The organism is Rhodococcus sp. PAMC28707, assembly GCF_004795915.1.
Taxonomy (GTDB): domain Bacteria; phylum Actinomycetota; class Actinomycetes; order Mycobacteriales; family Mycobacteriaceae; genus Rhodococcoides.
In genome coordinates, this window is record NZ_CP039253.1 from 3,074,490 (window position 1) to 3,087,405 (window position 12,916).

Here is a 12,916-nt window from a genome sequence, read left to right on the forward strand (position 1 = left end):
TCCCTGGCCGACGCCGCCTGTTCACCTTCCGTTCACTTTGTCGTCCTTTATGTCCAATTCCGGAGAGGTCTGCGTCACGTCGTACCGACCGAGCTTTCGGAGACGGCTATGGGACAGTGGAGCCCGTGGAATTCGACGACGGAATCGGTGGTGAGCTCGGCGGCCGAAACGACTCTGTGGCCGCTGCGCTGTCGTATCTCGACTCCGTCGATCCAGCGTCCGGGGCGGACGCTCGCATCGGCTGGGACGGACTGCAGGATGTGTCTCCGGATTCCGGTCCCACCCAGACTTCGGTGCAAACATTTCTGTGGATGCGTCTACGCCTTCTCGGCGAGGATCGGGACCGGTCGTGGGAAGTAGCGCGGGCACTCGCCGATCTGCTCGATCGTCTCGGCCACGCCAGGTACGCCGACATTGCGCGAAGCGAACAGACGCGGACGGTGCTCTCGGCGGTAGACGACGCAACCTGGCAAGAGCACTACCTCACCGCCGTCGCCGAATCCGGAATCGGGCCGGCGGACACCGAATTGGTCACCTGGCAACAGAGTCCAGAAGGTACCGAACGAGCCATCGTCGACCTGATCGGGGAGACCCTCGAAGTCGCCACGGTTGCAGGTGAGTTCACGCCGTCCAGGCTTCACGCACCGCCGCTGAAGGCAAGTGCACTGGCCGCCCGTCGACGCGGTATGACCGATGCTGTTCTGCGCACCGATCGGCTCGGTGGCGTGCTCCTGGAACAGCTACTCGACCACCGGATCGCCATCTGGTCCACCTACAGCACCCCGCGGGCCGAGCTCTATCGCGGACTGACCGAGGAGCTGCACAGCGCGAACGAACCCGCTTTTGGATGCGTCCGTCGACTCGAAGGCATTCTCGACCTGGTCGGCGACGGCATCACGCTGACCGACACCGGTTTTCTTCCCGACTCGGTCGTGGAGCGGGCAATCGGCACCCTGTGGTCGCCGCGGGAATGGCCCTTTCCTGCCGGCTCCGAACTCGAGACAGCACCGGTCCTGACCGTTCGGCGGCTCTTGCTGCGGCTCGGGTTGGTTCGCAAACACCACGGTCGGCTGGTGCCGACGGCCCGGGCCCGTGGAATGAGTGCCGACGGGATGTGGCGGACCCTCGTCGCCCGGCTGGTCGGGACCCAGTATCACCCGGAAACGATTGCGGCCGAAGTGGTGCTCGGCGAGGTCGCCCGAGGACGGAGGCCGGTGAACACCACCGGACTCACCTCGGCTCTGCTCGCAGCCGAAGGGTGGACCCACAGCGGTCAATCTCCTCGCGTCGCCGACATAGAGCCACTCGCCGACGTCATGGCAGCCGAACTGACGGCGCTGGGCGCATTTTCGTTCCCGGATTCGCGGTCCGGACAGTTCTCGGAAACCCCGTCGCCCGACGGCGTTCGACTCGCAGCGGCCCTGCTCCGGCACCGCCTTTTGCATACGCGGCTCCCGTCTATTTGATCTTGTCGAGGGCGCACACCGCTAAGCTGGACTGATACGTAGTTCGGTCGGACCGCGCAGAGAGCAGGGAGACGCCGGTGGACCACGATTCCATGTCGCCCAATCTTCGGCCGCGGGCTCGAAGGCAGAGTGATTCGGCAAGACGTTACCTCGATGTCGAGGCAACCACTCCGGCCCTTCGGAACACCGTCGAATTGGCTGCGAGAAGCGTCGGATTCGCCATCGCGCAGTTGAACGTCCTCGATGAACAAACCCTGTACACGCTGGTCAACATCGGTTTACCGCCGATGTCGACCATGGATCGCTCCATCACGCTGTGCGACGACGTCGTCCGCAGTGGGAAGCCCGCAGTAGTGTCCCGCAATCGCGTCGACGCGACCGATCGGCAACGAGGCATCCTCGATCAGGTGGGATTGGGGGCCTACGCGTCCGTCCCACTGCGTGGTCGGGAAGGCCTGGTGATCGGGACTCTGTGTCTACTCGATCTGATGCCGCGTGAGGTCAGTGATGGTCAACTGCGAGAACTGGAACAGTTTGCGTCCGTGCTCGAGGAGCAACTGGACCTGCATCGACGCGTCGGATCCACCCCCGCCAAGCTCGACAGTGACGTCGACCTGGCCGGCGCATTGCGTGGCGGTCAGATCGTGCCGTGGTTCCAGTCGATCGTCGACCTTCGGACCGAAGAGATCGTCGGCTTCGAGGCGTTGGCGAGATGGCACCATCCGACCAACGGCCTGGTCTCCCCAGCAGACTTCGTCCCGCTGGCAGAGTCGAGCGAACTAATTATCGACGTCGACCTGGAAGTTCTGCGGCAGGCCGTGCGAGCGGCGGAAACATGGCAGAAACTTCGGCCGGGTCTGCGCCTCAGCGTCAACTTGTCCGGGCGTCATCTGGCCCACCCGGACGCCGTGGCCCAGCTGCAGTGCGCAGTGGCGGAGGCCGACGTCGACCCGCGCTCGATATCGCTCGAGCTCACCGAAACGTCCGCGGTGACCGACGGTCCGCTGATTCGACGCCACATCGACGACGTACACGCCCTCGGCTTTCGAGTATTGCTCGACGATTTCGGCTCGGGCTGGTCATCGTTGGAGCGGCTCGTCACCCTCGAACCCGATGGCATCAAGATCGACGGCCAGTTGACTCGGTTGGCGGATACTCCTCGCGGAAAAGCTCTGCTCGGCGCCATTGCGAAAGTCACGCGGGAACTCGGCCTGTCGATGATCATCGAAGGTATCGAGACCCGCGAACAGGCCGATATCGCCCTCGAACTCGGATGCACGCTCGCACAAGGTTTCCTCTGGTCACACCCGCAATCGGCCGGTGCGGTCCTCCGCCTGCTCAGCGGTGATCAGTCGCCGCGCACATCGCGGCGCAGCGGATGATCGGCCGGGATCTGCACCAACACGATGTCGACGCCGTCCGGGTCGCGTAACCACATCTCGATCAGACCCCAGAACTCCGTTTTCGCTGCTCGTTCGATCCGAACTCCGCGAGCGCGCAGTTCGGCCGCGGCGGACTCGATATCTCGAACCTGCAGCCACAATGCGCCGTCGAACGACGTCGGTTCGGTCCCTCCGCCGTGTGCGGCGATCTCGATGAGGCTCTGGCCGGCGAAGAACACGGTTCCGGCGCTGTATTCGCGATGTATGGCCAGACCGAGGCCGTCCCGATAGAACGCGAGGGTGCGCTGGTAGTCGGTAGGGCGCAGAATCGTTCGACTACTCAAGATCTCCACCCCACATCGGTATCACATATACGTAGACGCGTCGGTCGACTTCATGGCGTCGCCTCGTGTCCGGGCTCGTTGTGTGTTCTGCGCGACTCCTTCATCTCGGCCTCGAATACGTGCCGCTTTCCTTCCTGCAGTTCGGCACGCACGTGTTGCTCGTGGCGTCGGAAGTGAGACCAGTACAGATCGTCGAATTCCTCGACGATCTGGAACGACCATCGTCCCTCGATCGCATTGCGTCCGACCATCTCGGTTTCGAGCCTGTCCGCCTGCGTGGGATGCCCGGCCTCCCGCAGCGCAGAGACTGCCTCGCCGAGTTGGAGATCGGAATGACCCATCAGCTGATGGAACGAATAGAGGTGGCCTCGAGCCCGTTCGATGGTTTCGAGGGCTTCGGAGACCTTGCCGACCGCCGCGACAGTGTCATCGGAGATGTTAATCGGCCGTACATGCTCGGGCTCGGGATTCTGGCGATCGTTGCTCATGACGCAGGCATGCCCCCACCGGCTGGATCCGAACCTGGCTGCTCAGATCAAAGTGGTCACTACTCGGTTGCCACCGGCGGCTTTGGCCTGGTACATCATCGAATCCGCGACTCGTGTCGCGGTGCCGAAGGGATCGGCGCTGTCGGTCCATAGATCCGATTCGGCGTAGAGAATGGCCGCTCCGATGCTGGCTGTCACTGGTATAGCGTCGTTCGCGCCATGGAGCGCGCGCCTGACTCCGTGAATCAAGGCGTCGATGTGCAGGCGCGAGGTGACGACGGCAGCCAGATACTCCTCGCCGCCGGTACGGCCCACTACCCCGTATCTCGACACATGGGTGGTCAGGCGTTCCGCGACGCGGCAGATGACAGCGTCGCCTTCGTCGTGGCCGTAGATGTCGTTGACCGACTTGAAATTGTCGATGTCGACGACCACCACCGCGGCGCACCATCCGTGGCGTTGTCCCTGGGGCAGCAGGTCCTCGATCGCTGTCGTCAGTCCTCTGCGGTTGAGTAGTCCGGTCAGCGGATCGAGGACCGAGCTCCGAGCGTCCGCCGACAACGTCGTCAGGAAGATATGTGAAGTGATCGGCACACTCATGATGGCGAGGAGGACCACGTTGGTTCGGACCAGCAGGTTCAGCGTGTCCGTCCGGCCCTGCAGGTACAAGGCCCCCGCGATGCCGAGCACGACGGCGGATGCGAAGACCAGATGCAGAACGACCCACCGTGGGCTCGTGAAGAACGTGACGAACGCACCGATCACTGCGAACAGGACGCAACCGAGTAGAGCGTTCCCGAGTTCGAACAGCACCAACGTAGATGCGATGCCGAGATCTGCGTACAACGCGAACAGGACAACGCCGAGCCGTCCAGGAAACGACAGCAGTATCCACAGCGCCGCAACGATCAGATTGGTAGTGCACAGCGTCAACGTCCAGATCGTCGCGGCAGGACCGCTCGGGCCGCCGGCGGCGTACAACGACAGAAACGACATAAGGCTGATATTGATCATCGACAGCGCTATGAGCAGTCTGATGACTTTGCCTGAACGATGAGAGTTCTGGAACTCTCGCATCCACTCGTAGTCGTGAGCTGCCGTGAGCCACTCGACGACAGCCTTCCATGCGCCGACGGCCGGCGGCCGACGACTGGGTAGAGCTTGGCGCGAGAGGGACATGAGGGGGGTGTCGACTCTTTTTAGAAGTAGCGGGGGAACGGCGACCAGTCGGGATCGCGCTTCTCGAGGAACGAGTCGCGGCCTTCGACGGCTTCATCGGTCATGTACGCCAACCGTGTCGCCTCTCCCGCGAACAATTGCTGACCGACGAGGCCGTCGTCCTGCAGGTTGAACGCATATTTGAGCATCCGCTGCGCCTGTGGCGACTTGGCGTTGATCTTCGCGGCCCACTCGATGGCCACGTTCTCGAGTTCGTCATGATCGACGACGCGATTGACGGCACCCATGCGATGCATGTCCTCGGCCGTGTAGGTGTCGCCGAGGAAGAAGATCTCGCGAGCGAACTTCTGTCCCACCATCTTGGCGAGGTACGCGCTGCCGTAACCGCCGTCGAAGCTGCCGACGTCGGCATCGGTTTGCTTGAACCGGGCGTGCTCACGGCTGGCGAGGGTCAGGTCACATACGACGTGCAAGCTGTGGCCACCGCCCGCTGCCCAGCCGTTGACGAGGCAGATGACGACCTTCGGCATGAAGCGGATCAGCCGCTGCACTTCGAGGATGTGTAGTCGGCCTGCGCGTGCTCGGTCCACCGTCTCGGCAGTCTCGCCGTCGGCGTACTGATAACCGCTTCTACCTCGAATTCGCTGGTCACCGCCGGAACAGAACGACCACACGCCGTCCTTCGAGCTCGGTCCGTTGCCGGTCAGCAACACTGTGCCGACGTCGGAGCTCATCCGAGCATGCTCGAGTGCGCGGTACAGCTCGTCGACGGTGTGGGGACGGAATGCGTTCCTGATGTCGGGTCGATCGAACGCGACACGAACCGTGTCGTCATGTACGTGACGGTGATAGGTGATATCGGTGAGGTTTTCGAAGCCGGGAACGGTTTGCCACAGAGAAGGAGTGAAGGTCACCTGGTCACGATAGAGCGCCACGATCGGTACGTCGCGAATACCCGGTTCCTGACTACGGGTTACGGTGCTGGAATGAGCGAACAGGCAGGCCAGGACCAGTACGAGCGCCACGGCGGGTTTCCGAAGTACCGACAAGCCGACGTCGGGCCTGAATACGGCAGGCTCGTGGAGGGGCTGCGAACGCTTCAGGATCTGGCGGTGAGCGCGGCGCCGACACCGGAGGCGACTGTCGAGGCCGCCGAACGGGTCGAAGCATTGATCGATCTGCTGACCCCGTTCCAGGTGCCGGAGGGACAGGCGCCCGCCGGCCGTGTGATGACCCTTCCCGGTCGCGGCTCGCTACTGATGCTGCCGTGGACCATCGAGAAGTTCGACGTCGAAGGAGTCCGTAGCCGTGGCGTGTTCCGCCGCTATCACCTCGGTGGAAACGGTGCTGCGCACGGCGGCACGCTTCCGTTGCTGTTCGACGACATGTTGGGGATGATTCAGCATGCCTACGGCAGGCCGATCAGCCGGACCGCATTCCTGCACGTCAATTACCGCAAGATCACTCCACTGGACACCGAACTCGTCGTCGAGGGCAGTGTCGAGCGCGTCGAAGGCCGCAAGACGTTCATCAACGCCGTACTACGCGATCTGGAGGGTAACGTTCTCGCCGACTGCAATGCGCTGATGCTGCAGCTTCTGGAGGGCCAGCAGTGAACCCACCTTCCGTCGAGGAGTTTCTCGATGGATCCCACGTCCTCTCCATTCCGTTGCACACCAAGTTTCGCGGCATCACCACCCGCGAGGTCATGCTGGTCCGAGGACCTGCAGGGTGGGGTGAATTCTCGCCGTTCGTCGAGTACGACGACCAGGAATCCTCCGCGTGGCTGCGCTCTGCCATCGAAGCGGCCTGGGAGGGGCCGCCTGCGGCGTACCGCGAGCGGGTTCGCGTCAACGCGACGGTGCCCGCAGTGTCCGCGGCCGAGGTGCCGGCAATTCTCGATCGGTTCCCCGGCGTCGACACCGCGAAAGTGAAGGTAGCCGAAAAGGGTCAGAGCGTCGCCGACGACGTCGAACGTGTGCGTGCCGTGCGCGCACTCGTGCCGCGGGTACGCGTCGACGCGAACGGAGGCTGGACCGTCGATCGAGCCGTGGAGGTCCTGTCGACGTTGCTCGACGACGGCGAACTCGAATACGCCGAACAGCCGTGTGCGACGGTGCCCGAACTCGTCGAAGTTCGCCGACGTCTACCGGGCCTTCGGATCGCAGCTGACGAAAGCATCAGGCGTGCGGAGGACCCACTGCGAGTCGTTCGAGCTGGGGGAGCCGATGTCGCCGTACTCAAAGTAGCGCCGCTCGGCGGGATGCGCGCGTTGCTGGAACTGGCAGGCGAACTGGGCGAATACGGGGTTCCCGTGGTGGTCTCGAGCGCCTTGGACTCCGCTGTCGGTATGGCATCCGGCCTTGCTGCCGCGGCGGCCATTCCGAAACTCGAGTTCGCCTGCGGCCTCGGCACCGGAAGTCTGTTCGAATCCGATGTCGTTGCCCTGCAGGAACTTCTGGACGGCTCTTTGCGCGCCGAGCCTGTCGAGCCCGACCCGGAGCGGTTGACGGCGCTGGCGGCACCGGAGGATCGGGCGCTGTGGTGGCGTGAGCGGGTGCGTCGGTGTTGGGCGGGAGCGCAGGGAGTGATCTGAGAGTGACCAGGAAGTGACTAGGGAATCGGGAGCTCCGCCTGCGGAGTGCCCTGGAAACAATCCTGAGGTACTCTTTCCCACGTCGTTCGCCGAACGTGAAGATCTGGGAGGAATTTCGAAGTGGTTGCTGCACTGAAGGAATCGTTGCTCGACGAGTCCAAGCGTGATGTTCTGTTGCGTGATGTCTTGGCTTTGATCGACGCGGAGGTGTCGGACAAGAAGGGCGCGAGCGGCTTGGCCGTCAAGGCCGGTTACGGGGCGGTCAAGAAGGTCGGCCCGTCGTACATCGAGCGGGCCGTCGAACAGCTGTGGCCGGAGTTCGTGGACAAGTTGGAGCCGCTGTGGCAGTCGTACAATTCTGCTCCGGTGGGGTCGTTCTCGGACTATCTCGTCGCTAACTCCGATCAGGCATCCGACGCGCTGCTGGCGGTCACGGACGAGCGGATCGATGAGACGGACAAGAGCGTGGTGAAGAAGTTCTACGGGAGCCTTCGTGGCTCGGCGAAGAAGAACGTTGCCGAGGCGTTGCCGCGCGTCGGTGACCTGGTCACCAAGTACGCAGGCTAGGCGACTTCGTTTCGGGTGAAGGGGATACGTTCGCATTGTTGTATCCCCTTCACCTGGTTGCGAGGCGACCGTTCTTGATCGCCTGCAGTAGCAGCGCATGATCAGCCTCGGTCTGATCGGCGTACAGCCGCGCGAATCTGGAAAGCGCCACATCGAGAACGTCGGATTTACCCACGTAGCCGGCGATCATCGAGGCCCCGCTGGTTCGGGCGTGACCTTTCGCCAGCAGTCTGCCGACAACACCCGCGTAGTCGACGAGCGCAGGGGCGTCGATCGAGGACAGGTCGATGGTGCCCTTCATATTGCGGAACTGTCGGACGTAGTACTGGCGCCCGTCGATGGTCGTCCACCCCAGCAGTGGATCGCTCACGGTCTGCAGATCCTGCTGGTACTCCACGACGCGTTGGCCCTGATGTGCGTGCCACGCGGACTCACCGTGAACATAGGGGGCCAGGACCGAGCGTCGTGCCTGCTTGAGTTGGAGGAACACGACGTCGTCGGGACTGCTGCCTTCCAGGAGCGCCACGTAGGCGCGTAGGCCGACACTGCCGACACCGACGACGCGGTGCGCTACGTCGATCAACGTGTAGCCACCGAGCACGCGGCGCCAGTGCGGGGACAAGGTGGCCAGGTACTCGTCGAGTCCTTGGGCGAGAAGTTCTTCGTCACGGGCCGGGATGCGTGTGGTGATCGGCGGTTCCTCGACCAGGCGGCGCTGCCCCTCGTGTTCGACGGTGAATCTGGGGAGCGCACGGTCGCTGGTACTTCGCCGAGCCTTCTTCGATGCCCGTTTGATTTCCTTGCGCAACGACCCTTCGGTGACGTCTGCCTCCAGTTTCTCGGCGGTCAGGCGTTGGAAGGACCGCGACATCAGTGGTTCGTCGGCCAGTCTCGACACTTCGAGTCGGTAGGAGCGGACGCAGGCAGCTACCGCTTCCTCGCATTGGGATTCGCTGCGGCCGTTCTGCCGCCCTGCCACCCAGATGCTCGCGGCGAGGCGTCGTAGATCCCATTCCCAACCGCCCGGGTGTGCCTCGTCGAAATCGTTGAGATCGATCACCAGGTCGCGTTCGGGGGAAGCATAGAACCCGAAATTGCCCAGGTGCGAGTCCCCGCTGATGATCGGCGTGATTCCCGTGGACGGCAACAGTGCGACGTCTCGTGCCATGACGATCGCAGTCCCGCGGAGGAACCCGTACGGAGACTCGGCCATCCGCTCGACGCGCACCGGTATCAGCCAGTCGATGCGACCGGCGTGCGAGAACTCGATCTGCCGGATCGGATCCGGTCGGTCGGGGGGCGCGGTCCAGTCGCCCATCGATTCGCGGGAGACCTTCTCGCGCAGGCTTCGACCGAGCTCGTATCGCTCGGCCCTCGGCGTCGGACGAACCCTCAACGTCGCAAAAGACCGTTTGTCGTCCTCGCCGATACCGGCGACGACGGCGTGGCCATGGGGAGCGTTGGGCATAGGTGAACTCTAGGACCTGGCTGTCTCGAAGTTGGGTCAGGTCGTGCAGCGGGCGGCGGCGTCAGGGGCGCGTGGGGCGATCGAGCGAGCGAACCCGAGGTGGGAGCCCCCATTCGGTTCTGCCGAGCCTGCTCAGTGGGGCGATGTCGGCGAACGACGGTAGGCCGTCTTCGGCGAGAAATTCGGGGCGAACGGCGACTGCGACGACGTTGCCCATGACGACGAAGGAGTCACCGACTTCGATGATCCGATGCAGGGTCGCCTCGATGGCTATCGGTGATTCGGCGACGCGCGGGGGCGAGACTTTCTCGCTTGGCTCGTGCGAGATGCCGAGTTCGTCCAGTTCACTGACGCCGTGTTCGTAGTCGGCGGACGACGCATTCACCTGTTCCATGAGCGGTTCGGTTGCGAGATTGATCACGAACTCGCCCGTAGCCTCGATGTTCCGCAGGCTGTCTTTTCGGCCTACCGAGGTGAATTGCACCACCGGCGGGTTGGCCGAGGACACCGAAAAGAAGCTGTAGGGAGCGAGGTTCGCCACGCCTTCCGACGACAGTGTCGACACCCAGGCGATGGGTCGCGGCACGACCGAGGCGGTGAGTACGCGATAGAAGCCGCTCGGGGGCATTTCGGACGGATGGAAGACGGTGCGCATCGGTTCATCGTGTCAAAGAACTTCGGCGCAGACGGCATCGGTTGTTCGAAAGACCGGCCTGGGATTCGAAGACTGGGCCGAATACGCCGCGCCGCGTCGAATCTGACAACCTTGGAGATGTGAATCCGTCCAGTGCTCAGGCCACCGCCGTCGTCGACGAGCTGGTTCGGGGTGGTGTTCGTGAGGTCGTGCTGTGCCCGGGCTCGCGTAATGCTCCGCTCGCGTTCGCGCTACAGGAAGCCGACGCTGCAGGCGTGCTGCGGCTGCACATGCGGATCGACGAGAGAACCGCGGGATTCCTTGCGATCGGGTTGATTTTGGGCGGGGGGCGTCCTGTTCCGGTGGTCATGACGTCCGGAACCGCTGTCGCCAATCTGGGGCCAGCCGTTCTCGAAGCGAACTATGCGCGGATGCCGCTGATCGTGCTGAGTGCGAACCGGCCCTACGAGATGCTCGGCACCGGCGCGAATCAGACCATCGAGCAGTTGGGGCTTTTCGGCAGCCAGGTGCGAGCGACTGTCAGCCTGGGTCTGGCGGAGGATGGGTCCGGACAGAACAGTCAGTGGCGCAGCGCGGTGTGCCGGGTGCTGGCGGCGGCGCGTGGAACTCGATCGGGCAATGCCGGTCCGGTGCATTTCGACATTCCGCTGCGGGAACCTTTGGTGCCCGATATCGGCGACCGTGAGCCCGCTGCTCTCGGACGGCCCGACGGGACAGCCTGGACGACGACCCAGCAGGCGACCCTCGACGTGCCGGTCGACATCGATCTCACCGTGGACACGATCGTCGTCTCCGGTCACGGTGCGGCCCTACGGCCCGAACTGGCGGGCCTGCCGACGGTCGCGGAACCGACGGCGCCGTTGCATGGCGTCCCTCTGCATCCGATGGCTCTGTCGCAGCTGAAGCCGCGTCAGGTGATCATCACCGGGCGTCCGACACTGCATCGGACCGTCTCGAAAGTGCTGGCCGATCCGGCTGTCGACGTCTTCGCTTTGACGACGGGTCCGCGGTGGCCCGACGTGTCCGGCAACGTCCTTGCCACCGGCACCCGCGCGCTCGTGTCGGGGACGCCGAGGGCAGCCTGGTTGGAGCGGTGCGCGACGCTGTCCGAGAAGGCGGACCACGCCGTCCGCGATCAGCTCGATGCGCATCCCAAGCCGACGGGACTCCACGTCGCGGCAACGGTGATGTCCTCGCTGCGCGTCGGCGATCGGTTGCTGTTGGGAGCTTCGAACCCGGTTCGCGACGCGGCCTTGGTGAGTTATCCGAGCGAAGGTATTTCCGTGTTGTCCAACCGTGGGGTCGCGGGAATCGACGGCACCGTCTCGACGGCCGTCGGTGCGGCGCTGGCAGGTGGGGGTCGCACGATTGCTCTTCTCGGCGACCTGACGTTTCTTCACGACGCCTCGGGCCTGCTCATCGGTACGGGGGAGCCGCGGCCGAGTGATCTGACGATCGTCGTCGCCAACGACGACGGCGGTGGCATTTTCGAACTTCTCGAGCAGGGGGATCCGCAGTACGCCGGTGCGTTCGAGCGAGTGTTCGGAACTCCTCACGGCATGGATCTGGCGGCGTTGTGTGCGGCGTACCGCATCCCGCATCTCAGTGTCGACACGGCGGAGCTCGCCGTTCTGCTGGAGGGCAATGCCGATGGCATACGCGTCCTCGAGGTCACCACCGAGCGGTCGGGGCTACGGGAGTTGCACGCAGGGATTCGTGCACGCCTCTAGGGAGCGTCGTTCGTATCTTTTTGTGCGGCAACCCAATCGATGGTTTCCTGGGTTTCGGTGTCGATGATGTCCTTGATCATGTCGTTGACGAGTGACTCGATCTTGCCGCCGATGAGTGGAATCTTGACCGTCGAGCTTCCCTTGACAGTCAGTTTCGCCCCGGTGCCTGCAGGCCGTAGAGCAAACGTGCCTGCGACCTTGGCTGGGAGCGAGGACGATCCGCCCGTCAAGGTGCCGTCCGCGTGGTCGCCCTGCAGCGGACCCCAACGGTCGGACCGGGTGATCAGCAGGGTGCCCTTGATGACTTTCTTGACCAATGCAGGCAGTTCGGTCACGCCGACTTCTTCCGAGATGTCCACCGTCAGACCGCCGTCCTCGTGACTGGTCAGCCGGTATCCCTCGGTCTTCTCGGCCTTGGCGAACCTGGCCATCCACTGCTCCTCGCTGGTCAGTGCCTGGTAGACCTGTGCGGGAGTGTGCTCGGAGGAAATGGTGAACTCGAAGTCGCGGGACATGTCAGCAGAGGCTACCGTCAGGCGCCCACCTGTGCGCCGAACTCGGGAAGTAACCTCTATCGACGTGGACGCCCCCGACAGTGCCGACGGACCGAACAAGGGGTTGGCTCGTACGAGGATGTCGGTTCTCATCGCCGCAATCGGAATTTCGGTGTTGGCGTTTCTTCTGGTCGTAGCGGCGTGGCAGAACGATCGAACGATCACCTCCGACGAGGGAACCGCGACGGCCGAGGTCCTCTCAGCAGGCAGACTTCGCTCTGCGGTCAGCTTCATCACCCCCGACGGGGTTACCCACAATCCGCAACTGGGTGTGCTCTATCCGACCAATCTGATAGCCGGACAACGAATCGACGTCGAATACAACAAGGCCGACCCCGATCTTGTGCGCGTATCCGGTCGCGATGCGAGCGTGGCGATCATCCCGGCCGCGTCCGTCATCGTCGTGACCTGGCTGATTGCCGGTCCGGTACAACTGATCCTTCGTAGGCGTGAGCAAGCCCATCGGTAACCGTTCGGACGAACTTCG

The 12,916-nt window shown here is 63.6% G+C and carries 14 protein-coding genes; 7 read left to right on the forward strand and 7 right to left on the reverse strand.

Translation table 11 applies throughout. The annotated features are described in order from the left end of the window. The first annotated feature begins 125 nt into the window (after positions 1-125). Both E5720_RS14105 and E5720_RS14110 read left to right on the forward strand, forming a co-directional pair. Positions 126-1,466 (forward strand): hypothetical protein, encoded by a 1,341-nt coding sequence (locus E5720_RS14105; RefSeq protein ID WP_247595967.1) that lies wholly within the window; start codon positions 126-128, stop codon positions 1,464-1,466. A 77-nt stretch (positions 1,467-1,543) separates the two neighbouring features. After that, positions 1,544-2,848 carry an EAL domain-containing protein gene (locus tag E5720_RS14110; RefSeq protein WP_136171166.1) on the forward strand — a complete coding sequence of 435 codons (1,305 nt, stop codon included), beginning with the start codon at positions 1,544-1,546 and terminating at the stop codon, positions 2,846-2,848. Here the strand turns inward: E5720_RS14110 and E5720_RS14115 are convergent. Genes E5720_RS14115 through E5720_RS14130 form a run of 4 tightly spaced genes read right to left on the reverse strand, consistent with a single transcriptional unit; the run spans position 2,815 to position 5,773 of the window. After that, positions 2,815-3,201 (reverse strand): VOC family protein, encoded by a 387-nt coding sequence (locus E5720_RS14115; RefSeq protein ID WP_136171167.1) that lies wholly within the window; start codon positions 3,199-3,201, stop codon positions 2,815-2,817. The genes E5720_RS14110 and E5720_RS14115 overlap by 34 nt on opposite strands. Before the next feature lie 41 nt (positions 3,202-3,242). Beyond that, positions 3,243-3,680 (reverse strand): hypothetical protein, encoded by a 438-nt coding sequence (locus tag E5720_RS14120; protein WP_136171168.1) that lies wholly within the window; start codon positions 3,678-3,680, stop codon positions 3,243-3,245. 42 nt (positions 3,681-3,722) lie between these two features. After that, entirely contained in the window at positions 3,723-4,859 is a 1,137-nt protein-coding gene (locus E5720_RS14125) for a GGDEF domain-containing protein (protein WP_136171169.1), read from the reverse strand. A gap of 20 nt (positions 4,860-4,879) precedes the next feature. Beyond that, positions 4,880-5,773, reverse strand: coding sequence for a 1,4-dihydroxy-2-naphthoyl-CoA synthase (locus E5720_RS14130; RefSeq protein WP_136171170.1), 894 nt, complete (start codon positions 5,771-5,773; stop codon positions 4,880-4,882). A gap of 72 nt (positions 5,774-5,845) precedes the next feature. On the opposite strand from E5720_RS14130, the gene E5720_RS14135 reads away from it, so the two are divergent. The 3 genes from E5720_RS14135 (at position 5,846) to E5720_RS14145 (ending at position 8,022) form a co-directional block, all read left to right on the forward strand. Next, a complete protein-coding gene (locus tag E5720_RS14135; protein ID WP_136171171.1) occupies positions 5,846-6,475 on the forward strand; it encodes a PaaI family thioesterase in 630 nt (209 codons plus the stop codon). After that, positions 6,472-7,455: an o-succinylbenzoate synthase gene (locus E5720_RS14140; protein ID WP_136171172.1), complete on the forward strand. Its 984-nt coding sequence runs from the start codon at positions 6,472-6,474 to the stop codon at positions 7,453-7,455. Before E5720_RS14135 ends, E5720_RS14140 begins: the two co-directional genes overlap by 4 nt. A gap of 120 nt (positions 7,456-7,575) precedes the next feature. After that, positions 7,576-8,022, forward strand: a complete 447-nt coding sequence (locus tag E5720_RS14145; RefSeq protein WP_136171173.1) for a hypothetical protein — start codon at positions 7,576-7,578, stop codon at positions 8,020-8,022. A 49-nt stretch (positions 8,023-8,071) separates the two neighbouring features. On the opposite strand, the gene E5720_RS14150 is transcribed toward E5720_RS14145, so the two are convergent. Continuing rightward, a complete protein-coding gene (locus tag E5720_RS14150) occupies positions 8,072-9,490 on the reverse strand; it encodes a DUF2252 domain-containing protein (RefSeq protein WP_136171174.1) in 1,419 nt (472 codons plus the stop codon). A gap of 61 nt (positions 9,491-9,551) precedes the next feature. Then, a complete protein-coding gene (locus tag E5720_RS14155) occupies positions 9,552-10,145 on the reverse strand; it encodes a flavin reductase family protein (RefSeq protein ID WP_136171175.1) in 594 nt (197 codons plus the stop codon). 119 nt (positions 10,146-10,264) lie between these two features. Here E5720_RS14155 and menD point away from each other — a divergent pair, with 119 nt between their 5' ends. After that, on the forward strand, positions 10,265-11,875 hold the full coding sequence (gene menD / locus E5720_RS14160) for a 2-succinyl-5-enolpyruvyl-6-hydroxy-3-cyclohexene-1-carboxylic-acid synthase (RefSeq protein ID WP_136171176.1): 1,611 nt from the start codon (positions 10,265-10,267) through the stop codon (positions 11,873-11,875). Here the strand turns inward: menD and E5720_RS14165 are convergent. After that, on the reverse strand, positions 11,872-12,390 hold the full coding sequence (locus E5720_RS14165; RefSeq protein ID WP_136171177.1) for a DUF2505 domain-containing protein: 519 nt from the start codon (positions 12,388-12,390) through the stop codon (positions 11,872-11,874). The genes menD and E5720_RS14165 overlap by 4 nt on opposite strands. Before the next feature lie 118 nt (positions 12,391-12,508). Here E5720_RS14165 and E5720_RS14170 point away from each other — a divergent pair, with 118 nt between their 5' ends. Continuing rightward, positions 12,509-12,898: a DUF3592 domain-containing protein gene (locus E5720_RS14170; protein WP_136172707.1), complete on the forward strand. Its 390-nt coding sequence runs from the start codon at positions 12,509-12,511 to the stop codon at positions 12,896-12,898. The last annotated feature ends 18 nt before the right edge of the window (positions 12,899-12,916 follow it).

Bases quoted from the DNA above. Each gene is read 5' to 3' on its own strand.
- E5720_RS14120 (WP_136171168.1), bottom strand. From the start codon at position 3,680: ATGAGCAACGATCGCCAGAATCCCGAGCCCGAGCATGTACGGCCGATT.
- E5720_RS14125 (WP_136171169.1), bottom strand. From the start codon at position 4,859: ATGTCCCTCTCGCGCCAAGCTCTACCCAGTCGTCGGCCGCCGGCCGTC.
- E5720_RS14135 (WP_136171171.1), top strand. From the start codon at position 5,846: ATGAGCGAACAGGCAGGCCAGGACCAGTACGAGCGCCACGGCGGGTTT.
- E5720_RS14150 (WP_136171174.1), bottom strand. From the start codon at position 9,490: ATGCCCAACGCTCCCCATGGCCACGCCGTCGTCGCCGGTATCGGCGAG.
- E5720_RS14155 (WP_136171175.1), bottom strand. From the start codon at position 10,145: ATGCGCACCGTCTTCCATCCGTCCGAAATGCCCCCGAGCGGCTTCTAT.
- E5720_RS14165 (WP_136171177.1), bottom strand. From the start codon at position 12,390: ATGTCCCGCGACTTCGAGTTCACCATTTCCTCCGAGCACACTCCCGCA.
- E5720_RS14170 (WP_136172707.1), top strand. From the start codon at position 12,509: ATGTCGGTTCTCATCGCCGCAATCGGAATTTCGGTGTTGGCGTTTCTT.